Below are 22078 nucleotides of genomic sequence, written 5' to 3' on the forward strand. Positions count from 1 at the left end.
CGCCGTACGGGCGGTTCCTCTGTGAATGGGCGCCGGCGACGGACGATCGGCTGGCGGCGGTGAGGGCGCGCGGCGACCCGGAAGACGTGTTCCGGCGCAACCACAACGGCCCACCAGCACCCGGTTGACGGCGAGCGGTGGCTGGGCCACCCGGTATGCTGCGGTACAGATCGGCACCATCGTGTCGGTCCAGGCGGCCGTAACCATGCCGGGGAGGGTCCGTGCGCACGCACGCCGGGGCGGACTCGCGGATTGTGGAGGTGCTGCGAGAGGCAGCGCCACAGGTGCTCGCGACCATCGTCAGCCGTTACAGGCAGTTCGAGGCCTGTGAGGACGCCGTGCAGGAGGCCCTGCTCGCGGCCACCATACAGTGGCCCGACCAGGGGATTCCGGACAATCCACGGGCCTGGCTCACCACGGTGGCGACGCGTCGGCTCGCCGACCAGTGGCACAGCGACCAGGCGCGACGGCGGCGCGAGGCCACCGTGGTGGCGCTCGGCACGCCTACTGAGCTGGAGGCTCCCGGCCCGGACGAGGGCCCTCCGGATCGGGACGACACACTGATGCTGCTGTTCCTGTGCTGCCACCCCGACCTGTCCCCGTCCTCGCAGATGGCACTCACCCTGCGCGCCTTCGGCGGTCTGAGCACCGCCGAGATCGCCCGTGCGTTACTCACGCCGGAGTCGACTGTTGCCCAGCGGATCAGCCGGGCCAAGCAGCGGATCAGGTCCGTCGGCATCCAGTACCCGCTGTCGGGCGAGATGTACACCAGCCGGCTCCGGGTGGTGCTGCACATGCTCTATCTGATCTTCAACGAGGGGTACGCCAGCACCTCAGGGCCGGACCTGTTGCGCAGCGAGCTGACCCGGGAGGCGATCCGGTTGACCCGGACGGTGTACGGGTTGCTGCCAGACGACGGTGAGGTCGCCGGGTTACTGGCGCTGATGCTGCTCACCGAAGCCCGCAGTCAGGCCCGGACCGCCCCGGACGGCACCCTCATTCCGCTCACCGAGCAAGACCGCAGTCGCTGGAGCCAGCACGTCATCCATGAGGGCATAGCGCTCATCACACGCGCGCTGGCCTCTGGCGGGCCGGTCGGCCAGTACCAGTTGCAAGCTGCGATCGCCGCCGTCCACGCGGAGGCGGCACGGCCGCAGGACACCGACTGGCGCCAGATCTCGGCGCTGTACGAGCTACTCGAGAAGACCGCACCCAACCCCATGATCACACTTAGCCGAGCCGTGGCGGTGGCGATGGTCCGCGGTCCAGAGGAAGGGCTGGCGCTGCTGGCGCCGCTCGACAGGGACAAGCGGATGCGTGATCACCACCGCTTCCATGCGGTGCGCGGGCACCTGCTGGAGATGGCCGGAGACCTCAACGCAGCCCGGCACTGCTACCAGGTGGCTGCGCGGCGCACCAACAGCGTGCCCGAGCAGCGCTACCTGGCCGGCCGCAGTGCCGGGCTCGGCGGATCGACGTCTCGGTAGCAGTACTGATCCGCCCGGCCTCCCGTTACCTCGGAGGCGACGCGCCCGGTTGATGGCCCGCACCCGGTGAGTCGTCGATCCGGCGACGCCGGGGGCGGGCCCTGCTGCTACCGGGTCGACGCTGGCTGCGCACCCGATCCGGCCTCGTCCGCGGGTTCCGCGGGTTCTGCGGCGTCCGATCCATCGGCACCGTCACCGCGGAACGTGACGATGATGACCACGATCAGGGCCACCAGGAACACCGCAGAGATCGCGGCCACGACGTTCAGCCCACTGGTGAACGCGTCGCGCGCCAGCGCGATCAGCCCCGGATCGCCGCCGACCGTGGCGGCGCCGATCGTTTCCCGAGCGCTGTCGGCCAACTCCGGGGGGTAGGCGCCAAGGTCCGCGTCGGCCATCTGGCCGCGGTAGACGGCGGCCCCGGCGCTGCCCAGCAGTGCCAGACCCAGCGATGTCCCGAAGAGGTTGCTGGTCTCGGACATCGACGCCGCGGCGCCGGCCCGCTCCGGCGGAGCGGAGCCGACCATGATCCCGGTGCCGAGCGCGAACAGCGGCCCGATGCCGAAAGCCACCACGGCGATCGACGCCACCACCCCGATCAGCCAGCCGCTGGTCCCCGCTTGGGTAAGCACCAGCAACGCAATCGCGGAGCCGGTCAATCCCAGGATGATCACGGATCGAGGTTGCAGGCCGCGCACCAGCACCGGCGCGAGCAGGGTGCCCGCCGCGATACCCAGGCCGGTGAACGCCATCCAGAGCCCCGACTCGCCGGGCGAACGGCCGGCGACGCTCTGGATGTACTGGGCGGTGAACAGGCTGGTCCCCGCGAACGCGCCGGAGCCGATGAGCATCGCGGGCAGTACCACCCGGATCTTCCGCTGGCGGAGGAGCCGCAGGTCCAGTAGGGGGTTGGGCAGGCGGAGTTGCCGGCGGACGAAGAGGTATGTGATAGCCAGGCCGGCCACGATGGCGCCCACCGCCACCGGTAGGTTGCCGTCGCTGGTGGCGAGGTTCTTGATGCCGTAGATGATCGGCAGGATGGCTGCCAGCGACAGCGCCACGCTCGCCAGGTCGATCCGACCGACCGCCTCCGGGTTGCGGTACTCCGGCAGCAGCAGCGGCCCGGCGACCAGGAGCACCGCCATCACCGGCACCGCCAGTAGGAACACCGAACCCCACCACCAGTAGTTCAGCATGACCCCACCGATCACCGGTCCGGTCGCGCCGCCAGCGAACATGCAGGTCGCCCACACGGAGATTGCGACGCCGCGCTGCCGAGCATCCCGGAACATGTTGCTGATCAGCGCCAGGGTCGACGGCGACATGGTGGCCGCCGCGACACCCAACAGGGCGCGGGCGGCGATCAGCATCTCCGGGCTGGTCGAGTACGCCGAGATGGCCGATGCGACAGTGAACCCGCCCGCGCCGACCAGCAGCAGCCGGCGGCGGCCGATCCGGTCTCCCAACGTCCCCATCGTAATCAGGACGCCGGCGAGCAGGAACAGGTAGATATCGATGATCCAGAGCTGCTGACTGCTGGTGGCCCCAAGATCAGCGCTCAGATGCGGCAACGCCAGAAAGAGAACACCGCTGTCAAAGGCCACCAGTAGGGTGGCGACGCCCAGAACGGCCAGGCCGAGCCACTCTCGGCGCCCGGCGCGTTGGTTCGGCGCGGCTGAAGTCGCGTTTTGCATTCAAGTCTTCCTCTCGCACGGGCCTCAGTGGGATGAGGCACTGCATCCGTAGATTGGTCGGAGCCGGACCGGCATCTTCGACATGACCGGGGCGCGAAAGGTCGCGAAGCGTCCGCGATGCGCGTTGCCCGTGTGCTGTGGCGCACGTAAAATTCGCACGCACTGTCCGGTATGTGGACTGCACCGGGAATCCGAGAAGGAGACCAGATTGAAGTACATGCTGCTCATCTACAACGACCCTGCCGCTATGGAGCGCCTTCCCCAGGCCGAGCAGGACAAGCTCATGGCGGATGTCGGCGGACTCATGGAGGAGCTCAATGCCAAGCACGAGCTGGTTGGCGGCGACGCCCTGGCGGATGCTTCGCAGACCCGGACAGTACGAGTCGTCGACGGGTCGGTGGCGACGACCGACGGTCCGTTCGTGGAGGTGAAGGAACACCTGGCGGGCTACATCATAGTCGATGTGTCGAGCTTGGAGCGGGCGATCGAGATAGCCTCGCGATGGCCGGACGCCCGCTTCGGCGCGATGGAGGTACGCCCGGTAGTCAACACGATTACCCCCGACGAGTAGGTGGGCGTCGACGTCGCCGGGATCCGACCGGCGGCGGACCCGTACCGATCGGCGAGTTCGGGCCGGACCGACCCGCTCAACGATGGGCTCTCGCCACGTTCGTAGGCACCACGCAGACCGAGCTCGGTTGACAACGATTGGGCGAGCGCGATGACCCCGGCCTTGAACATCCGGTAGGCACCGAATGCCGACCGGGACTTGCCCTCTGCGGCGGCGGTGCCCAGGCCGGGCACCGCCGCCACAGGCGGTCAGCCCGCCGGCGCCTCGTGAGCGGGCTGGTAGTGCAGGATGGCCACTCGTGAGTCGACCGTCCGGGCGTCGACCAGCCGAAGGTTGACGCGCTGCTCCAACTCGCGGAACAGTGGTCTGCCGCCGCCGAGCACGACCGGATGTACGCCGATGTGGTATTCGTCGATCAGGCCCAGCGCGGTCAGTGCGGCCGGCAGCCCGGAACCGCCGGTGAGCAGCATGTCCTTGCCGGGTTGCCGCTTGAGTGCGGCCACCTCCTCGGCCAGGTTGTCGGCGATCACCCGGGTGTTCCAGTCGGCCTTCTCCAGGGTGCGGGAGAAGACGATCTTCGGGGTCTCGCGCCAGATCGGCGCGAACTTCAGGTCGTGCTCATTGTCCGACGTCGACTCCGCGTTTGGCCAGTAGCCGGCCATCAGCTCCCACACACCTCGACCGAACAGGAAGGTGTCGGCCCGTTCGTGCAGGCGGTCGCTGTACTCACCAAGCTGTGGGCCGAGCTGCGCCCAGTCGAATTCCCCGTTCGGCCCGTCGATATATCCGTCTACCGACGCCATCACCCACTGGATGATCTTCCGCATTGGCGTCATCCCTCCTCTGCTGTAGCTGACCCATCCGGGGACCAGACACCGCCATTGCGGGCACTGCGGATGGTCCCCTCATGTAACTCGGAGCCACCCGGTTTTTCTCGACATCCAGCAGGTGTAGTCACCTGATCGGGGGTCACCGTCTCCGTACCCGCCCGCCGGTGGGTGCGGCATGGCAGCCGCACCCACCGAGCTGATCGCGGTCGCCGTGGCGTTCGAGTACCTGAACCGGATGGTGAACATCTTCCTGGTCGAGTCGCCGATCCCGGACACCATGCCCGCCTTCCTGCGCGGGGCTGGCCTCGCTGTCGCACTGTGCGGGCGCCATGACCGGCGTGGCCGCGGTGGCCAGTTATGACACGGGCGCGCCGGGCGGCCCGTGGGTGGGGTCCGCCCGGCGCGTAGGGCCGCGTTCGACGCGATCAGTGGTGGTACTCGCCGCCGTTGACGTCGAGGCACTGCCCGGTGATGGCACGGGCCAGGTCGGAGGCCAGGAACAGCACCGCGTTGGCCACCTCCTCGGCTTCCGGCAGCCGGCGCAGGTCCAGGTTGGCCGCGGTCTCCTCGTAGACCTGTGCGGTGGTCACGCCACGCTCGTTCGCCAGGTAGTCATAGTATTCCCGCAGCGGGGCGGCCCAGATGCTGCCCGGTACCACGACGTTGACCCGGACACCCCGAGGGCCCAGCTCGGTGGCGAGCGTCTGGGCCAGTGCGATCAGCGCACTCTTGGTCATCTTGTACGCGCCGAAGCCGGGCCGGGACAGCCGGGCCGCCACCGAGCTGACCATGACCATCGAGCCACCGGTCGCGGCCAGGTGGTCGGCCATGAGTTGGGTCAGCCGCAGCGCGCCGAACACGTCGGTGTCCATCTCCGCGTGCACGGCGGCCGGGTCGAGCTCGACCAGCGGAACGATCGGGGGTACCGCGAACGCGTTGTTCACCAGAACGTCCACCCGACCGAAGACGTCCATTGTGGTTTTCACGAGGCGGCCCGCCGCGGCCGGGTCGGTGATGTCCGTCGGTACCACGACCGCCTTGCGGCCGGCCTGCTCCACCTCCGCGGCGACCTCGTCCAGGACGGCGTTGCTCCGGGCGGCGAGCACCACGTCGGCTCCGGCACGGGCCGAACCCACCGCGACCGCGCGGCCGAGACCGGGCCCCACCCCGGAAACCACCACAACCTTGTCCTGCAGCATCAGCAACTCCTCGGCTCGTCTGCTACCGGCTCGCGCCTCCGTGCGGCGCCTCGGCGACCCGACCCATCGTGCACCGCCGGCGCGCCCGGCACGTCTTTCACGTTGCGCGACAGCGGTGGCGGCGCCCGGCCCGCGCAGCCGGCACGCTGGAAGATGCGGCCGGTACCGACGGGTGTGAATCTTTGGTGGACCCGCCTTGGGAGGACGTCATGATCGACGAACAGACGCACGGGCCGCCGGTGGACGCCGCCACCACCGTCACACCCGCTGACGCCCGGTACCCGGGCCTGGTGGAGGGATTCAACCACCGGTTCACCGGCCGGCCCGAGTACGTCCGGCTGGCGGGTACCACCGCACACGTCGTGGAGGCGCTCAACGAGGCCGTCTCCACCGGCCGGCGGATCGCGGTGCGCAGCGGCGGCCACTGCTTCGAGGACTTCTCCGCCTCGCCCGACATCGCGGTGCTGCTGGACCTGTCGCCGATGACCGGCGTGCGGTACGACCCCCGGATGCGCGCGGTCGAAGTGGAGGCCGGTGCCACGCTCGGCCGGGTCTACCCGGCGCTGTACGACGCCTGGGGCGTGACGATCCCGGCCGGCACCTGCTTCGAGGTGGGCATGGGCGGTCACGTGACCGGTGGCGGGTACGGCCACCTGTCCCGCCGGTACGGGTTGGTCGTCGACCACCTGTACGCGGTGGAGGTGGTGGTGGTCAACCCGGCCGGCCGGGCCGAGGTGCTGGTGGCCACACGCGAGCCGGACGACCCTCACCGGGACCTGTGGTGGGCGATGACCGGCGGCGGTGGCGGCAACTTCGGTGTGGTGACACGGTTCTGGCTGCGCAGCCCGGACGCGGACGGCGTCGACCCGTCCCGGCTGCTGCCCCGGGCGCCGGAGCGCATCCGGCGCCGCGACGTGGTGTGGTCGTGGGACGGGATGAGCGAGGCCGCCCTCGCCCGGCTGGTCGGGAACTACTGCGGTTGGCTGGAGCACAACAGCGCGGTGGGGACGCCGGCCACGAAGCTGTGGAGCAACCTCATCGTGTCGCACCGCTCGGCCGGTGTTGTCTCAATGACGGCCGTGGTGGACGACGCGGTACCGGACGCGGAGAAGCTGCTGGAGGGCCAACTCCAGGCGATCGTCGACGGCACCGGCCTGGCGACGTCGACCGACACCCAGGAAGTGGTGCCCTGGATGGCCTCCTGGATGCCGTCCTACAGTTGGCCCAGCGATCCGCAGGGGCGGCACAAGCACAAGGCGGGGTACCTGCGGCGGTGCCCCACCGACAACCAGCTCGCCACGATCGCCCGGTACCTCGGCGACGCGGGGTACACCAACCCGATGGCGTGCGTGGTGCTTACCGCGTTCGGCGGCCAGGTCAACGCGGTGGGCTCGGACGCCACCGCCAGCGCGCAGCGCGACAGCGTCATCAAGGCGACCTACAGCGGGGGCGGTTGGCAGTCGCCGGACGACGACGAGCGGAACATCGACTGGGTCCGCCGGCTCTACCGGGACGTGTACGCCGACACCGGCGGGGTGCCGGTGCCCGGTGCGGTCAGCGACGGGTCGTACATCAGCTACCCCGACGTGGACCTGGCCGACCCGGCGTGGAACACCTCCGGTGTCGCCTGGCACACGCTGTACTACAAAGGCAACTACCCGCGCCTGCAACGGGTGAAGCAGCGGTACGACCCACGCGACGTGTTCCGGCACCGGCTGTCGGTCCGGCCGCCAGCCTGACTGCCGCGTGGGGACACAAGGGTCCGGGAGAGCCCGCGGTGTGCTCTCCCGGACCGTCGTTCTCCGGGGCTGGCGGTTCAGGAGTACAGCGTGTTGGGTTCCGGGCCGCAGGCGATCCGGCCGTGCGCTGTAGGGCCTGAACAGCGAGTTTGAACGCTTCTGCCATCCCGTTGTCGTACGAGTCGTCGACCGAGCAGACCGACGCGAACGCGCCGGCCTCGGCCAGCCGTAGAGCGAGGTGGCCACCTGCCAGCCGGGTGTCCGATCGGCCAGCCCTTGGTGACTCTGGGCGTTTCGGCGTCTGCTTCTTTCGCCCTGTACGGGCTGGCATGCCCCGTGGCACTCGCTACGCCAGCTGCGGTCCGCCAGCTGATCACGCGGCTATCGGCAGCTGGCCCGGTTGTTGCGCTCATCCCGAAATCCCCTGTGCGGGGCGGGTGGGTGGTCAGCCGGCTCACCGCGCGCAGGACCGGCCTGACCTGCGCCCGGCCGGGCGCGGGGCGACCGTCGGACTCCGGCCGCGTCCCACCATGCGGGCGGTACCGCGGTACGCCCGGCCGGGGATGTCGAGATCCGGGTCCAGGCTCCGACCGTTGAGTAGGTGCGCACCCGGGCCGGTCCGGGTGCACGAACGAGAGGGTGATTCATGCGGGACAGGACGGCAGTGCCGACAGATGAGCTCGCGGACCGGGTGTCGCGGCTGCGTACCGAGGTCACCGGCCAGGTGATCACGCGGGACGACGCGGACTACGAACGGGCCCGTAGGGTGTTCAACGGAAACGTCGACCGGTGGCCGGCCGTAATCGTCCGCGCGGCCGACGCCGCCGACGTGGCCCGCGTCATCGGGTTCGGCCGGGAGACCGGCTTGCCGCTCGCGGTGCGCAGCGGCGGGCACAGCACGTACGGCGTCTGGGACGACGGACTGGTGCTCGACCTGTCCGCGCTGTCCGCGCTGGACATCGACGTGGCTGGGCGGACCGCCTGGGCCGGGCCGGGGATGACCGCGGTGGAGTTCACCAAGGCCACCGCCGAGCACGGACTGGCGCTCGGGTTCGGCGACACCGGCTCGGTGGGCCTGGGCGGGCTGACCGTCGGCGGCGGCGTGGGATACCTGGTGCGCCGGTACGGGCTGACCATCGACAACCTGCTCGCGGCCGACGTGGTCACCGCCGACGGCGAACTGGTGCGCGCGGATGCGGACAACCACCCCGACCTGTTCTGGGCGATCCGGGGCGGCGGCGGCAACTTCGGCGTGGTCACCCGGCTTCAGTACCGGCTGGACCCGGTCCGGAACGTATACGGCGGCATGTTGGTCCTGCCCGCCACCGCGGAAGTGATCGCTTCCTTTGTGGAGGCGGCCAAAGCCGCTCCGGACGAGCTGTCCACCATCGCGAACGTCATGCCGTCGCCGCCGATGCCGTTCGTGCCGGAGCAGTTCCACGGCGAGCCGGTAATCATGGCGGAGCTGGTGTACTGCGGCGACGACATCGAGGCGGGGAAGCGGGCCGTGGCGCCGTTCCGGGAGCTGATCACGCCGTTGGCCGACATGGTGAAGGCGATGCCGCTGGCGGACATCTACGGGCCGGAGGATCCCGACCGCCGCCCGATCACGTTTGCCCGCAGCCTGTTCATCGACGACTTCGACCTGGCCGCGGCCGAGCAGGTGCTGGACTTCCTGGGTAAGGCGACCGCGGCGTGGCCGGCGGCGCAGCTGCGGGTACTGGGCGGGGCGATGGCACGGGTGCCGGTGGACGCGACCGCGTTCGCGCACCGCAACCGCGAGATTATGGTCGTTGCCGCGGCGGTGTACGACGACGTCGCCGAGACTCCGGTGCACTGGCAGTGGGCCACCGAGTTCACCGAGGCGATGCGGCAGGGCGAGGGCGGTGCGTACGCCAACTTCCTGTACATGGACGGCGAGGAGCGCGTCCACGAGGCGTACCCGGAGGCGACGTACCGGCGGCTGGCCGACATCAAGCGTCGGTACGACCCGGACAACCTGTTCCGGTTGAACGCCAATATCCCGCCCAGCCAGTAGGCGTACGCGGGCGGGCGTGATGCCGCACTTTGAAAGATGAGCATCACGGCGGGGAGTGCGAGAGTCGAATCGCATTGTGGATCGACGCAACCACGACCCGAGGAACCGCCATGACACATAGCGTGGAGAGATCTCACGTCGAACTCACCGAGCCGCCCGCAACCGCTGTCGCGCAACAGACGCCGACCACCGCCCCTGATCGACCGGGGTCGTGGTGGCGGCAGCGGTACTTCTGGTTGGTGCTTCTCCTCGGCCTTGTGGTATTCAATCTTATCTATGCACTGCCGAGGTATCTGAGCCTCGATCCGAGTCAGTCGCGCAGCGGACTCGACCCGTCGGTACCCGCGCAATTCGGGCTCCTCGTGGCACATGTGGTCACCGGGAACGTGGCGATGGTGACGGTCCTGTTGCAGCTGTGGTCGTGGCTGCGCCGCAAGCACCCGCGGGTGCACCGGGCCAGCGGGCGGGTCTACATCCTGGCCGGCGCGCTGCCCGCGGCCGGCCTGGGCCTGTTCGCGCTCATCCCGCTGCGGCCGAACCATGCCGGCAGCGTCGGGCTGGGCGTCATGGGTGTGCTGTGGATCGTCACCACCCTGGTCGGGTGGCAGATGGCCCGTCGGCACCGGTACGCCGAGCACCGGCGCTGGATGGTCTACAGCTTCGCGCTGGCACTGGGTACCAGCTGGGGTCGCATCATCGTGGTCGTCCTCACCGTGTTCCCGGGCCTGCCCGTGAACTTCGGCGTGCTGGTGGAGGTCAACAACTGGCTCGGCTGGATGGTGAACCTGTTGATCGCGCACCTGTGGATCGAGAGTCGGGCCAGTCGGTCGAGCAAGGCCGGTGGCGAGGTCGTCACGTACGCCTCGCCGGTGCGCTGACACGCATCAGACGGCCCGGTGGGGTTGCCGGAAGGTGACCCCACCGGGCCGTTTCGTGCGCACAGGTGGTACCGGTTGCGCCGGACCCGCTCGATACGCTCGCCGGCTGGACCGAACTGGGTCCCGCGGTCGCTGGATGACCTGCTCCACCGCGCGCCAGGCGAACTCGGCGGCCTGCCGGCAGATCATCGCGAGCGGAACCGGCAATGGCACAGCCGGCGGCGCCGGAGCCGGTGGTGTACCCGGACACGGCCGCGCGCAGCGCCTGGAACTCGGCCGCCGCCGGGGGACCGTTGTCGAGCAGCACCGTCATCACGAACGTCGCGCCACGCGCGCAGCACCGACCGAACCTGGTCGACCGGATAGTCGCTCGTAGGCCGGGTCGCCGGCCAGCACGATGGTGCCGGAGACATCCCGGCGCACGTCGCTTCCTGCGGTGCGTAACGCCGCGTCAGCGCAGCCGGGAGGAGCCGGGGACGATGTCGTCCCGGAAGAGCCCGTCCGGATCGACCCGCAGCCGTACCCGGTCGACCGCGTCGACCACGTCCGGATCCAGGTGCGCCTGTGGCTGGCTGACGCTCTCCACCAAGGTGGGCGTGGTACGCCCGGTGTCCCACGGTGCGAGCGCGGCACGCACCACGGCGGAGTGCTTCTCGATGGCGGCGGCGCCGTCCGGGCCGTCCGGGACGGCCGTGCCGAGGTAGGCGTAGGCCGCGTCCAGGTGCCGGAACGCGCCGCCGGTGTCGGCCGGGACGGCGAACGCGCCGCCGAGGTGGCGCAGTTCGGCGCTGATCAGCGGGGATCCCGAGCCGGGCCCGGTCACGTCCAGGAAGGTGGCCGCGCCACGGTCGCCCAGGTCGCCGAAGAGCATGTGGTCGCCCACCATCGGTCCCGGCTCGTTCGGAGCCAACTGGGCGTGTGCCACCTCGCCGGGCGAACACAACTGCCACGTGTCCAGCAGCGGTTCGCCGATCGTCCTCAGCGGGCTCAACAGGCTTTGCGCCTGCTGCCAGGCCAGCCGCGGATCCAACTCGGTACCCAGGATCGTGCCGGCGACACCGATCATGGTGCCGGCCTTGAGACTGTCCGGTACCACCGGTGCGTCCGGCAGGTTGAGCACCTGGAGCGAGGTGGTCGCCTCCGGCGGTGCGCCGGCCGTCCACGCGCGCCACCGATCCATCACCTCGGCGGCCCGGGTACCCGACCAGTAGGTCGCGCCGGTGGTCACCCGGCGGGCCGGGAACAGAGCGATCTCGATCGCCGTCACCACACCGAACCCACCGCCGCCGCCGCGTACCGCCCAGAACAGGTCGGGGTCTTCGGCCAGGTCCACCCGGCGCAGCTCGTCGTCGGCGGTGACCAGCTCCACCGCCCGCACGCTGTTGACCGCCAGGCCCACCTTCCGGCCGTAGACGCTGATCCCGCCACGCAGCGAGTAGCCCACCACACCCACGCCCGCCGACGTGCCGTGCGGCGCCGCCAGCCCGTACGCGGCGGCGGCGTCGACCACCTCGGCCCACCGGGTGCCGGCCGGCACCCGGGCCAGCCTGCGCTGCGGGTCCACCCGTACCCCGCCGTCGAGTTGTGTCCTGATGAGCACCGCGTCGCCCATGGCACGGGCGGCGCCGGCGCCATGGCCGGTGCTGTGCACGCGGACCGCCAGCCGCTCGGTGCGGGCGAAGCGCATCGCGGCCCGGACGTCCTGGACGGTGTGCGCGGTCACGGCCGCCACCGGATGCGCCGGCGCGTGCAGGTTGAACACCTGCGTCGCGGCGTCGTAGTCCGGGTCTCCGGCCACCGCGATGCCCGCTCTCCGTCCACCGGTCACGGTCATGGCAGAACCTCCCAACGGCTCGTCGACTCGGGTGCCGTTCCAATGTCACACGCGACCGGGCGGCGCGGATCTTCTGGAATGCGCTGTGTCCGGGGCTCCGGTCAACATCGCGGGCGACCTGGACGGGGTGGCGCTGCGCGCCTCGTGGCGGAAGGTACGCGTCGGCAGAGGTGCTGCGCACCGGCTTCGGTACCGGACCTGGCCACGGTCGACGAGGAGTGGGTAGCCCGGCGTGCAGGGACCGGACAGGGGCGCGGCCGTGACCGGCGGCGCCCCTGTCCGGCTGTGCGGGTTACTTGATGGCCAGCGGGTTGATCGGGGAGGCGACCGCCCGGCTGATCTTCAGCGGCGGCGCCACGAAGAGGAAGTCCCACACCCCGTCGTGCGCGCAGTCGGCGGCCAACTCCTCGAAGTCCAGCATCTCGCCCAGCGGTACGCCCATGTCGCGCAGCAGAATCATGTGGACGTTGAGGAACACGTCCGGGTTCTCGCCGGGCAGTACCTCGATCGCCCAGTTGTCCGAGCAGACCGCCGCGACGTCCCGCTCCCGCAGCCAGGCGCAGCAGTCCTGGCCGAGGCCGGGCTCGCCGGCCATGAACGCGGCCGGGTCCCGCTCGGTCAGGAACTTGCGCCGCCAGCCGGTGCGGAACAGCAGGATGTCGCCCGGCCCCACACCCACCCCGCCCTGCCGGCGGGCCGCCTCGTCCAGGTCGTCGGGCGTGATGACGGTACCGGCCGGCAGCCAGTCCACTCCGTGCAGCGCGGCCACGTCCAGCAGCACGCCGCGCCCGGCGATCCCCTTGGCCTGCTTGTCGATGGCGCACCGCGCGGCACCCTTCACCGACACGTCCCGGGCCGGGAAGCCGTTGTACATCTGGTCGTCGTAGTACACGTGCGCCAGCGAGTCCCACTGCGACGCGCACTGCAGCGGCATGAAGATGTAGTCGTCGGCGTACCGGAACCCGCCGGGGAACAGCTGTTGGTCGCCGGTCTCGGACATCAGGTGGATCGGGTTGATGCGGTGCGTGCCGGGCTGCGGCCCGTCGCGGTCGAACGGGATGCCGAGGTCGAACACCGCGCCCTTGCGGACCAGCCCGGCCGCGGCCACCAGAGCCTGTGGGGTGATGAGGTTGGCGGTGCCGCGTTCGTCCTCGGCGCCCCAGCGGCCCCAGTTGCGCAGCCGCTCGCCGGTCGCCCGGAAGTCTTCCACTCTGGTGTGCTGCCCGGTCATACAGGCTCCCTCCGGCCTCAGTGGTCAGTCCTTCAGGAGCCGCGCGAACGCTCGCAAATCCGCCGCGAACAGGTCCGGCTCCTCCATCGCGGCGAAGTGGCCGCCGCGGTCGAACTCGGCCCAGTGCACGATGGTGGGCAGGTCCCGACTGGCGAGGTGGCGCACCGGTACGAACGGCGCGTGCGGGTACACCGCGACGCCCATGGGCTGGCTGATGGGCTGGTACCGGACCGTGGTCGCCGTGATGGGCAGCTGCGCTACGGCCTCGTAGTAGAACTGGGCCGAGGGTCCTGCGGTCGCGGTGAGCCAGAAGATGCTCGCGATGGTGAGGAGGCGGTCCCGGCTGACCGCGTCCTCGGGTACCCGCGGCGCGTCCGCCCAGTCCTTGAACTTCTCCACGATCCAGGCCAGTTGGCCGACCGGGGAGTCGGTCAGCGCGTAGGAGACCGTGTGCGGGCGGGTCGCCATCAGTTTCATGGAACCGGCCAGCACGCTCCGGAAGCGTTCCGACCGGTCCAGCCGTGCCTGGTCGGTCTCGCTGATCTCGGCCGCCTCCTCGGGCTCACCGCTGAGCGTGGTGACCAGCGTGTTGAGGTGCAGGCCGGCGACGTGCTCGTGGTCGACCAGGGCCAGGGTGTAGGAGACGAGGGAGCCGAAGTCACCGCCCTGTGCCACGTACCGTTCGTAGCCGAGCTGCCGCATCAGCTCCGCCCACGCGTTCGCCACCCGCATGCCGTTCCAGCCGGGCTGCCCGTTGGTGCTGGAGAAGCCGAACCCGGGAATGGACGGGATCACCAGATGGAACGCCTCGGCCGGGTCGCCGCCGTGCGCCCTCGGATCGGTCAGCGGGCCGATGATGTCGAGGAACTCGACCACCGAGCCGGGCCACCCGTGGGTGATCAGGAGCGGCAGCGCGTCAGGCTCCGGCGAACGCACGTGCAGGAAGTGCACGTCCGCGCCGTCGATGTCCGCGATGAACTGGGGGTACCTGTTGAGCTCAGCCTCGGCCGCGCGCCAGTCGTACCGGGTGTGCCAGTACCCGACCAGCTCGCGCAGGTAGTCCACAGGTACTCCGCGGTCCCATCCGGCCTCCGGCAGTTGCTCCGGCCACCGCACGCCCGCCAGCCGACGCGCCAGGTCGTCCAGGGCGGACTGCGAGATGTCCACACGGAACGGTCGCATGCTGTGTTCCCATCTGTCTGGCGGCGGTATCCCGCGTAGTACGGATGAGGCCAATATGCCGCCCGTACCGGCGGGGTCGCATCTCTGATGTTGCGGCCTGACCGGGACCGGCCTGACCGGCCTGACCGGGACTGGGATCACGGCGCAGGGCCCTGAGCGGTTCAGCGGGGCCGGGCAGCGGGTACCGGCGCCCGGCGCAGCCGCAGGTGTACCACCGCGGGGGAGGCGACGAACTCCACACAGTCGTAGCCGGACAGACCGCCACCGGGTGAGCCGCCGGCGAACAGCCGCTCCCCGTCACCCAGCAGCACCGGTACCAGCGCCAGGTGCAGTTCGTCGATCAGCCCCGCGCGCAGGTACTGCCGGATGGTGTGCACGCCGCCGCCGATCCGGATGGCCCGCTCGCCGGCGGCCTCCCGGGCGAGCTCCAGGGCCGCGTGGATGCCGTCCTGGACGAAGTGGAAGGTGGTACCTCCGGCCAGCCGCAGCGGCGGCCGGGCGTGGTTGGTGAGGACGAAGACCGGGTGGTGGAACGGCGGGTCCTGGCCCCACCATCCGTTCCACGGGTCCGCCGGCCACGGGCCACGGGACGGCCCGAACATGTTGCGGCCCATGATGGTGGCGCCCAAGCCGTCCTCGCCGGCCTGGAAGAACCGGTTGTCCAGGCCGTCCTCGCCGTCGTCGTGGCCGATCAGGGCCTGGCCGCCCCTGGCCGCGAACAGCCAGTCGTGCAGCAGTTGCCCGCCGACGCCGAGCGGGTTGTCGAGGCTCTGCCGGGGCCCGGCGCCGTACCCGTCGAGGGAGACCGAGAAGTTGTTGACCCGTACCCGGGACATCACGACAGGTGCGCGAACTGGCCCGGGCGGCGGCCCGGACCGGCCGGTCCCCGGAACGCCTGGGCCTGGTCCAGCCAGCGGTCCGCCTCGGCGCCGGTGGCGGTCAGCGCGAGGTCGGCGCGGTGCCGGTCCATCATGCCGGCCGCGGCCAGCACGGCCGGTGGCAGCGGGCGCACGAGCCACGGCACGAGCTGGTCCGGGGGTACGGCCGCCAGCGCCTTCTCCTCCGTGGCGCGCTCCTGGCGCCAGGGCGTGAGCAGTACCTCGGGCGGGTCGGCCGGGAACGGTGCCATCGCGGCGCGGACCGCGTCACCGTCGACGGTGAGGTCCCGGATCGGGTCGGGTTGATTCGTCATTGTGCGTCCTCCCTGTGCGCCCCGGCGTGGCCGCGCGATAATCGCGCGGCACGATTTCGGCCCGGTCCACCGGCGCCACCGGGATGGCCGCGACCGAGTCGAGCATGCCGGTGCGGGGTTGGCCCGTCTTCTCCGGTTGTGCCGACCTCCGATGTCCGGTTCCGTGGGTTACGGACTGGCTTGATCTTTAACTTGTGCGGCGTGGCCTCGGACTATTCAAGTTCTTCGTTTTCTGGGCTGTCGCCTTTCGCCTTTGTGCTGGTGACGGGCAGAGCGCTCGCCAGGCGGGCCACGGAGGGATCGAAGGACGCCGTGGCCCGGCCCGGGCCGGCGATCGCCACCGCGGCTGTCGCGTCGGCGCCGGGGCGAGACCGGCGCCGGTGGTACGGCGATCTGTCCCGTTCAGGAGGACTGAGTCCGCACCGTGGAAGACGCCCGCGGCGGCGGCCGCTGGACACCATGGGAGTGACCTGCACCGATCCGCCCTCACAGGAGGCAGTCGTGGACGACGATCCGCTGTTCGCCATCGATCCGGCCGGCACCGACATCCACGACGAGGCGGCCCGGCTCCGGGCCCACGGGCCGATCACCCGGGTGCTGCTGCCCGGCGGAGTCGCGGCCTGGGCGGTGACCGGCTACCACGCCGCCCGGCAGGTCCTGGCGGACGAGCGGTTCGCCAGGAACGCCCGGCAGCACTGGCCGGCATACGTCGACGGCACCCTCAGCCCGGACTTCCCGCTGATCGCCTGGGCCCGGATGGACAATATGTCCACTGCGGATGGTGAGCCGCACGCCCGTCAACGCCGGCTCGTCGCCGGCGCGTTCAGCCCGCAGCGGATCGCCGTGCTGCGGCCGCGGGTCGAGCGGGTCGTGAGGCGTGCGCTGGACGAGCTGGCCGGGCATGCGGCCGAGCGGCCGGGCGAGCCGGTCGACCTCAAGGTGGGGTACGCGCACCGGGTGGCGTCGCGGGTGATCGGCGAGCTGCTCGGCGTGCCCGAGGGCGACCCGGACGGCATCCTGGACCGCGCCGGGTACATCGAGTCGACCCCGCAGAAAGCGGCCGCGGAGTACGCCCTGCTGCGGAGCAAGATCGAGGCTCTGGTCGCGGCGAAGCGCCGCCAGCCGGGGGAGGACCTGATCAGCGACCTGATCGCCGCCCAGCCGAGCGGGTGCCCGGTGACCGGGACGGGCGCCGGGTCCGATGCCGAGCTGGTCGGCCTGGCGCAGCTGATGCTCAACACCGGCGCCGAGCCGGCCAGGAACCTCATCACGAACACCGTGCTGGCGCTGCTCACCCGGCCCGGCCAGCGCGCCCTGGCGGCGAGCGGCGAGGTGGAGTGGGACGACGTGGTGGAGGAGACGCTGCGCACCGACGCGTCGGTCGCGTACCTGCCGTTCCGGTTCGCGACGGAGGACGTCACGATCGCCGGCGTGACCATCTCCCGGGGCGACCCGGTGCTGGTCGGCTACGCCGCGACCGGCCGAGACCCGGAGCTGCACGGCGCCGCCGCGGGGGAGTTCGACGCCCGGCGCGCGGACAAGCGGCACGTGGCGTTCGGCCACGGCGTGCACCGGTGCGTCGGCCCGGCGCTGACCCGGATGGAGGTGCGCATCGCGGTGGAGGCGCTGTTCACGCGCTTTCCCGGGCTGCGGCTGGCGGTGGAGCCGAAGGAACTGACCGGGCAGGGCACGTTCGTCATGAACGGCCGCCTCGCGCTGCCGGTCCACCTCTGAACGCCGGGGCCGGGGCGGGCGCACGCCCCGCCGCCGGCCGTTTCAGCGGCGCGCCGCTACTGGCAGGGCGATTGCGTAGTCGATCAGCGGTGTCTCTGAGCTGGGGTTGCCCGGACAGGTTGGCCGGCGCCGAGATGTTCACGGTGCTGGCTGACCGCTCAGGCGGGCGGCGCCGGGCGGTCCGATGCCGGTCAGGTCCATCAGTCGGCTTCCGGTGCTGTTGACCAGGTCGGTGAGCTCCTGTTTCGTGGTTTTGATCTTCTTGTCGATGACGACGGTTCGCCGTTCAGCTCGGAGGCCAGCCGGCGGCGGGTCTTGCCGATGACGTCACGCGGGCGCACGTGCCCAGCAGGGACGCGGGCCTGCTGGGCGGACAGATCCGCTTTCGCGCCACCGGGCACCAGTTCGAGTAGCAGGTGGTGCAACCGGGAGAGCACGTCGGTACGGGCGTGGCCGAGCTGGTCACGGCGGTCGACCAGCAGCCGTAACGCGACTGTGGTGTCGTCGGTGACGACCTGCCGCAGACCTTCGGTGCGCAGGGCGACCACGGCGACCCTGCGGGCGTCGACCGGGTCGGTCTTGCGGCCCTGGCCGGTGGCGAACACGTGGGCCCGGGCGGACAGCTTCACGGGAACGTCCACGACGGTCTCGCCGTCAGCGACCAGGCCCTCGACCAAGCCTGGCCGGGCTGCGGTCGTACCACCAGTCAATAGGTAGCCGCGAAGCGCGATCGGGACCTTCACGATCGATCTCGGCAGCTTCGCGAGGGTCTCCGCAAGCGCGGCCCAGAATCGTCGCAGTGTTCCGCGCATTTCCTGGCGGCGTCATAGTGCTCGCGGAGAAGCCCGTCGGCCGGACCGGCATCACCCTATTGGCGTCGAACAGTGGCCGCCCGCCGGAGCGCCAGGCTGAACGGCTGTGGCCGGCCGGCCTCGGACAGCAGAACGAGATTTGCCGCCATCGAATGCTGTCGAGTGACCCCCTTCTGCGTCGATCCACTTTGGGATAGCCTCATCGCTTCCCACTAGAGATTGGAGCACGGGGTGTCCTTCCTGAACAGAAGAAAGCTGCTCGCGCTCGGCGCCGGAACGGTTGCCGCAGCAACTGCCGGCACCAGCGCACAAGCCGCGCCATCCGAAGTGGACGCGAGTAGAGCACCATCTCCGAGCCGCCTCGCGGACAGTCTTCCCGGATCGTTCACCAGCAGTTATGTGCAGACCAACGGCGTTCGCCTGCACTATGTCGCCGGTGGCAGCGGGGCACCCGTGATTCTGCTGCACGGCTGGCCGCAGACGTGGTGGGAGTATCGGAAGGTCATGCCCGATCTCGCCACGAAGTATCGTGTTATCGCGGTGGATCTGCGCGGCGGCGGCGAATCCAGCAAGCCGCAGTCCGGATACGACAAGAAAACAATGGCGGCCGACATCGCGGGTCTGATCACCGCTCTCGGCTACACCAAGGCGCACGTTGTCGGCCACGACATCGGGGCCATGGTCGCATACAGCCTCACGGTGAACAAGCCGCAGGCCGTCGACAAGCTCGTGATGCTGGATGTTGCCCACCCCAACAGCGGATATTACGACTTCCGCATGCTGCCCGCGCCGGGCGCGCCGTTCCACCCGTGGTGGTTCGCCTTCAATCAGGTGGACATCTTGCCCGAGCGGCTCGTCGCCGGCCGCTCCCGCTTCCTGGTCGACTGGATGTTCGACTATCTGCTGGTCAACCACGCTGCCATCAGCAGTTTCGACCGCGCCATCTTCGCCCAGGCGTACGCAACGTCGGACGCGATCCGCGGCGGCAACGGCTGGTACAAGGCGTTCGGGCAGGACATCATCGACAACGGCACGTACGGGCAGATCGCCACGCCGACCCTGGGCCTGGCCTGCCCGGCGTTCTACCCCGGCCTGGCCGCGACCCTCAGCACGCAGGCGACCAACCTCCAGCTGGCGCAGATCGCCGACACCGGCCACTACTTCGTCGACGAACAGCCGGCGGCCGTCGTCCAGCAGCTGAAGGCCTTCCTCGGCTGACCTACGGGAACGGGAGCCCGCGTCTGTCGCGCGGGCTCCCGTGTGACGTGGACTGGTCGCAGGCGGCGAGGACGTGCCGGGCCGTGGTGTCGGCGGTGCGGGGGCCGCACAGTGTCTTGCCGTCCACCGCGGTTGCCCGCCGCGCTGGCGACGGCGCGGTCGCCGATCGTACGGCGAGCCAGGCGCCGACCGCCTGGGTGAGCTGATCCGGGTCCAGGGCCGGCAGGAGCCTGCGGATCATCGTCTCCGACGGACGTCGGTCCGGGGCGATGCCCAACGCCAGCGCGGTCGCGGCTGGTACGTCGGCGACCCACTCGGCGATCGCGGTGTAGGGGCGGTATCCGGCCGCCACGGCGCACACCGCCGCAGTCACCACGACCACCAAAGGGCGCCGCACGCCGCGGCGGGCACGGGGAGCCGGCAGGTCGGCCAGCGCCGCGGCCAGCCCGGCAGAGGTTTCGGGCGCCGCGACAGCCGGTGCGCAGGACAAGGACGCGTCCACGACTTTGCCGGGCCCTGCCCAAAGGAGACAGGCACCCGACGAAACGTCGATCGGTGGCCGGGGTGACCTCGGGTCGCTACGCTATCGTAGCCACTCGCCGGCTGAGGGTGAATACCATTCGGCACCGCATGGAATGTGCCCGTTGGTAACCGCGAAGAAACGGTACTTCATGCGCTGACAACGGATATGAGCGCCGTTTGCAAATGGTGCGGAAATACTGCGAACGATTTTCGTGGTAATCCTTGTTGACGCTGCCCCCAGGCAGCGCGATGGGCTACTCGGTGAAGTGCCAGCGCGACACCATCGCAGAGCGCGCGGGTGCCGACGCCGGCTGCGCGGTGAGGCGCATTGCCCCGACTGCGGCGCAGACAACGAGGGTCCGCGACAGCCGGCGTGGAAGCACGGCGGGCAACAGGTCTCCCTCGCGAGGGGTGCGGCAAATCGGGGTATCGGCATCGTCGATGCGTCACATACCTGATGCCCGGCGTCGCCGGAGAGCGACCCATCGCGATCACGTACCGGACCATGACGTGCGCCGGTGGCAGCCGAACCCGTTTGCTCGGTCAACCGGTCCCATGGCCGTGACCCGGCCTCCACTGCCGACGACAGCTCACCGTGCGGTCCTCGGCAGAAGCCTTATCTGAACGGCATCGCGTCAAGGCCCGGGAGGCGTTACGGCAATGATTCGACGTGGTGTGAAGCCCGTTCTCAGGCACTTCTGGAATGGATGGTCGATCGACGCCGGGCAGGCAGCAGTAATAGTTTGTACCCATCTATAGCGTTACCGTCAGCAGCGGGTGGCCGGTCCCGCTGGCAGCGGCGAGCATCGATATCTACTCCTAACTTCATGTGTGCGCTGAGTGCTTGCTTGCATGCGGAGGGTCTTGCCCGCCTCCAGGAGGTCCGCTAATCTGTCTCCGGGTCAAGGGCTTTACAAGCATCGATGGAGACGGTGTTCAGGGACAATTTCGGCGACCATTCCCTGTCGTGGTCGAGCTGATCAGAGTTGTTGTTGTCTCTAATTGTTTCGCCATTCCTTAGTCGTCGAACCGTCGTCGGGGGTTTTCATGGAGGACGTTGCCGAACGGGCCGTACTGCGGGCGATCGAAGCGATGCGTGAGCGGCTGGGCGACGCGCTGACCATCGACGACCTGGCCCGCGCGGCGATGTTCAGCAAGTTTCATTTCACGCGGATCTTCCAGCGCTCCACCGGCGTCTCGCCCGGTCGTTTCCTGTCGGCGTTGCGCCTGCAGCGGGCCAAGCATCTGTTGGTTTCCACGTCGATGAACGTCGCGGACATCAGTGTGCAGGTCGGATACAACAGCGTCGGCACGTTCAGTTCGCGCTTCAGCCGCAGCGTCGGCATGCCGCCGACGGCGTACCGGCGCCGCGCCGGGTACGCGGCCGCCATCCAGGCCGCTGCCGACAGTCCGAGCTGCCGGTCGAACGCCCGGCTGTCCTGCCGGCTGCGCCTGCCCGAGCCGGACGAGACGGTGATCTTCGTGGGCATGTTCGCCCACCAGATCCCGGAAGGGCGACCGGTGCGCTGCGCGGTGCTGGAAGAACCCGGCCGGGTCACGTTCGACTCGGTGCCGGTCGGCACCTGGTATCTGCTCGCGCAGTCGATCTCACTGGACGGGGCCGGGGCCTGCGCTTGGACGGACATCGCCGACCGGCCCGTGTCGGTCGCCGCCTACGGCCCCTTCACGGTACGGGCCGACTCCGAGATCGTTGCGGACCTGGAGCTGCGGCCGACCCGGGATCTGGACCCACCGGTGTTGCTTGCGCTGCTGGACGTGCGCAAGTACGCGATGGAGCGGCTCGGCGAGGCGCGAAAGGCCACGCGGACGGAATTCGAGCGCATCGCCGCCGTCGCCTGATCGGCGGTCGGACGCTTCCACGACTTTGCCGGAGCCCCGGGGGCGTGGGTGCAGAGG

18 protein-coding genes and 1 pseudogene are annotated in these 22078 nt (G+C 70.1%); 9 read left to right on the forward strand and 10 right to left on the reverse strand.

The window, feature by feature from the left end; all coding sequences use genetic code 11:
- Window positions 1–254: 254 nt before the first annotated feature.
- Window positions 255–1487, forward strand: coding sequence for an RNA polymerase sigma factor (locus GA0070608_RS20955; RefSeq protein ID WP_091635675.1), 1233 nt, complete (start codon window positions 255–257; stop codon window positions 1485–1487).
- A 107-nt stretch (window positions 1488–1594) separates the two neighbouring features.
- Here the strand turns inward: GA0070608_RS20955 and GA0070608_RS20960 are convergent, their stop codons facing one another.
- The gene (locus GA0070608_RS20960; protein WP_091630249.1) at window positions 1595–3181 is read right to left on the reverse strand and encodes an MFS transporter; all 1587 of its coding nucleotides are present in this window, start codon (window positions 3179–3181) and stop codon (window positions 1595–1597) included.
- A 217-nt stretch (window positions 3182–3398) separates the two neighbouring features.
- Here GA0070608_RS20960 and GA0070608_RS20965 point away from each other — a divergent pair, with 217 nt between their 5' ends.
- A complete protein-coding gene (locus GA0070608_RS20965) occupies window positions 3399–3752 on the forward strand; it encodes a YciI family protein (RefSeq protein WP_176733991.1) in 354 nt (117 codons plus the stop codon).
- Between the two features lie 248 nt (window positions 3753–4000).
- Here GA0070608_RS20965 and GA0070608_RS20970 read toward each other — a convergent pair whose 3' ends face one another.
- A complete protein-coding gene (locus tag GA0070608_RS20970; protein WP_091630251.1) occupies window positions 4001–4579 on the reverse strand; it encodes a dihydrofolate reductase family protein in 579 nt (192 codons plus the stop codon).
- A gap of 178 nt (window positions 4580–4757) precedes the next feature.
- Between GA0070608_RS20970 and GA0070608_RS20975 the strand changes: the two genes are divergently transcribed.
- Entirely contained in the window at window positions 4758–4943 is a 186-nt protein-coding gene (locus tag GA0070608_RS20975; protein ID WP_091630252.1) for a hypothetical protein, read from the forward strand.
- Window positions 4944–5007: 64 nt separating this feature from the next.
- Here the strand turns inward: GA0070608_RS20975 and GA0070608_RS20980 are convergent, their stop codons facing one another.
- Window positions 5008–5784, reverse strand: a complete 777-nt coding sequence (locus tag GA0070608_RS20980) for an SDR family oxidoreductase (RefSeq protein ID WP_218107661.1) — start codon at window positions 5782–5784, stop codon at window positions 5008–5010.
- Window positions 5785–5990: 206 nt separating this feature from the next.
- Here GA0070608_RS20980 and GA0070608_RS20985 point away from each other — a divergent pair, with 206 nt between their 5' ends.
- The 3 genes from GA0070608_RS20985 (at window position 5991) to GA0070608_RS33995 (ending at window position 10436) form a co-directional block, all read left to right on the forward strand.
- The gene (locus tag GA0070608_RS20985; protein WP_091630254.1) at window positions 5991–7520 is read left to right on the forward strand and encodes an FAD-binding oxidoreductase; all 1530 of its coding nucleotides are present in this window, start codon (window positions 5991–5993) and stop codon (window positions 7518–7520) included.
- 664 nt (window positions 7521–8184) lie between these two features.
- Window positions 8185–9558, forward strand: a complete 1374-nt coding sequence (locus GA0070608_RS20990) for an FAD-binding oxidoreductase (RefSeq protein ID WP_245715861.1) — start codon at window positions 8185–8187, stop codon at window positions 9556–9558.
- A 110-nt stretch (window positions 9559–9668) separates the two neighbouring features.
- Complete coding sequence (locus GA0070608_RS33995) at window positions 9669–10436, forward strand: DUF2306 domain-containing protein (RefSeq protein WP_091630256.1); 768 nt, start codon at window positions 9669–9671, stop codon at window positions 10434–10436.
- Between the two features lie 451 nt (window positions 10437–10887).
- Here GA0070608_RS33995 and GA0070608_RS21000 read toward each other — a convergent pair whose 3' ends face one another.
- From GA0070608_RS21000 to GA0070608_RS21020, 5 genes and pseudogenes are all read right to left on the reverse strand, one after another.
- The gene (locus GA0070608_RS21000) at window positions 10888–12270 is read right to left on the reverse strand and encodes an FAD-binding oxidoreductase (RefSeq protein WP_091630257.1); all 1383 of its coding nucleotides are present in this window, start codon (window positions 12268–12270) and stop codon (window positions 10888–10890) included.
- Window positions 12271–12562: 292 nt separating this feature from the next.
- Window positions 12563–13501 carry a cyclase family protein gene (locus GA0070608_RS21005; protein WP_091630258.1) on the reverse strand — a complete coding sequence of 313 codons (939 nt, stop codon included), beginning with the start codon at window positions 13499–13501 and terminating at the stop codon, window positions 12563–12565.
- Between the two features lie 24 nt (window positions 13502–13525).
- Window positions 13526–14683, reverse strand: a complete 1158-nt coding sequence (locus tag GA0070608_RS21010; RefSeq protein WP_091630259.1) for an epoxide hydrolase family protein — start codon at window positions 14681–14683, stop codon at window positions 13526–13528.
- A 161-nt stretch (window positions 14684–14844) separates the two neighbouring features.
- Window positions 14845–15519, reverse strand: a complete 675-nt coding sequence (locus GA0070608_RS21015; RefSeq protein ID WP_091630260.1) for a dihydrofolate reductase family protein — start codon at window positions 15517–15519, stop codon at window positions 14845–14847.
- Window positions 15519–15824 (reverse strand): annotated as a pseudogene (locus GA0070608_RS21020) (hypothetical protein); the annotation flags it as partial. The pseudogene GA0070608_RS21020 and the gene GA0070608_RS21015, both read right to left, overlap by 1 nt.
- A 552-nt stretch (window positions 15825–16376) precedes the next feature.
- Between GA0070608_RS21020 and GA0070608_RS21025 the strand changes: the two are divergent.
- On the forward strand, window positions 16377–17609 hold the full coding sequence (locus GA0070608_RS21025) for a cytochrome P450 family protein (RefSeq protein WP_091630261.1): 1233 nt from the start codon (window positions 16377–16379) through the stop codon (window positions 17607–17609).
- A gap of 200 nt (window positions 17610–17809) precedes the next feature.
- Here the strand turns inward: GA0070608_RS21025 and GA0070608_RS21030 are convergent, their stop codons facing one another.
- Window positions 17810–18250 carry an IS110 family transposase gene (locus GA0070608_RS21030; protein WP_245715863.1) on the reverse strand — a complete coding sequence of 147 codons (441 nt, stop codon included), beginning with the start codon at window positions 18248–18250 and terminating at the stop codon, window positions 17810–17812.
- Window positions 18251–18652: 402 nt separating this feature from the next.
- Here GA0070608_RS21030 and GA0070608_RS21035 point away from each other — a divergent pair, with 402 nt between their 5' ends.
- Window positions 18653–19639, forward strand: coding sequence for an alpha/beta fold hydrolase (locus GA0070608_RS21035; RefSeq protein WP_245715864.1), 987 nt, complete (start codon window positions 18653–18655; stop codon window positions 19637–19639).
- A 1-nt stretch (window position 19640) separates the two neighbouring features.
- Here GA0070608_RS21035 and GA0070608_RS21040 read toward each other — a convergent pair whose 3' ends face one another.
- On the reverse strand, window positions 19641–20141 hold the full coding sequence (locus GA0070608_RS21040) for a transposase family protein (protein ID WP_342672636.1): 501 nt from the start codon (window positions 20139–20141) through the stop codon (window positions 19641–19643).
- 1067 nt (window positions 20142–21208) lie between these two features.
- Between GA0070608_RS21040 and GA0070608_RS21045 the strand changes: the two genes are divergently transcribed.
- Window positions 21209–22021, forward strand: a complete 813-nt coding sequence (locus tag GA0070608_RS21045; RefSeq protein ID WP_091630264.1) for a helix-turn-helix domain-containing protein — start codon at window positions 21209–21211, stop codon at window positions 22019–22021.
- Window positions 22022–22078 lie beyond the last annotated feature (57 nt).

The organism is Micromonospora peucetia (genome assembly GCF_900091625.1).
Lineage (GTDB): Bacteria > Actinomycetota > Actinomycetes > Mycobacteriales > Micromonosporaceae > Micromonospora > Micromonospora peucetia.